This window comes from Inquilinus limosus MP06, assembly GCF_000767795.1.
Lineage (GTDB): Bacteria > Pseudomonadota > Alphaproteobacteria > DSM-16000 > Inquilinaceae > Inquilinus > Inquilinus limosus_E.
This window is the reverse complement of record NZ_JANX01001064.1, coordinates 1-970: the sequence shown is the minus strand read 5'-3', so window position 1 is coordinate 970 and position 970 is coordinate 1. Positions and strand designations below refer to the sequence as shown.

The following is a 970-nucleotide window of genomic DNA, read 5'->3' as shown; positions in this document are numbered from 1 at the left end:
GCATGGCGGCCGTCGGCCTGGTAGACCTTCAGCTCGGCCAGGCCCTGCACGCCCTCGACGATGCGGGTGCGCAGCCGCGCCGTGGCCAGGGCGATCGCCTTGCCGGCCGGCGCGCCGATCCGCTGCATCGCCCAGGGCAGGGCGACCCCGACCAGCAGCGCCAGCGCCACCACGATTGCCGCTGCCGCCGGGTCCAGCCACAGCAGCACGCCGCCGACCAGCAGCACCGCCAGCACGGCGACGACGGCCGGCACGATCACGCGAAGGTAGATGGCGTCGAGGGAATCGACGTCGGCGGTCATGCGGTTCAGCAGGTCGCCGCCGCGCTGCTCCTCCAGCCGCGCCGGGGCCAGCGGGATGGCGGCGCGGAACAGCCAGACTCGCAGGCCCGCGAGAAAGCGGAAGGTGGCGTCATGCGTCACCAGCCGCTCGGCATAGCGCGACCCGGTGCGCAGCACGGCCAGGCCGCGGATGCCGGCTGACGGGCTGGCGAAATTGAAGGCGATGGCGGTCGCAGCCACGGCGCCGGCGACGGCCGAGGCGGCGATGAACCAGCCGGACAGCACCAGCAGGCCCAGCCCCGACAGGGCGGTGACGACGGCCAGCAGCAGGCCGAAGGCCATCTTCCGCCGCTGCGGCCGCGCCAGGCGCAGGATGGCGAGGAGGGGGCGATCGTCGCGGCGATCCATCACGCGGCCTCCGCCTGCACCCGGCCCTGGTCCAGCAGGATCCGGCGGTCGGCGATCGCCATCGCCGCCGGGCTGTGCGTCGCCACCACCACGGTGCGGCCGCGGGCCAGGCGGCGGATCGACTCCAGGATCTCGGCCTCGGTGTCGCGGTCGAGCGAGGCGGTCGGCTCGTCCAGCAGCACCAGCGGCGCGTCCTTCAGGAAGGCGCGGGCCAGGGCGACGCGCTGGGCCTGGCCGCCGGACAGGCCGATGCCGCGCTCGCCGACCGGGGTGTCGAGGCC

General features: G+C 75.3%; 2 protein-coding genes. Both read right to left on the bottom strand.

Going from position 1 to position 970, the window contains the following annotated elements; all coding sequences use genetic code 11:
- A partial coding sequence (locus P409_RS35205) for an ABC transporter transmembrane domain-containing protein (protein WP_274519209.1) occupies positions 1-689 on the bottom strand: 689 nt, incomplete at its 3' end.
- On the bottom strand, positions 689-970 hold a 282-nt coding region (locus tag P409_RS35200; protein ID WP_034849734.1), incomplete at its 5' end, for an ATP-binding cassette domain-containing protein. The genes P409_RS35205 and P409_RS35200, both read right to left, overlap by 1 nt.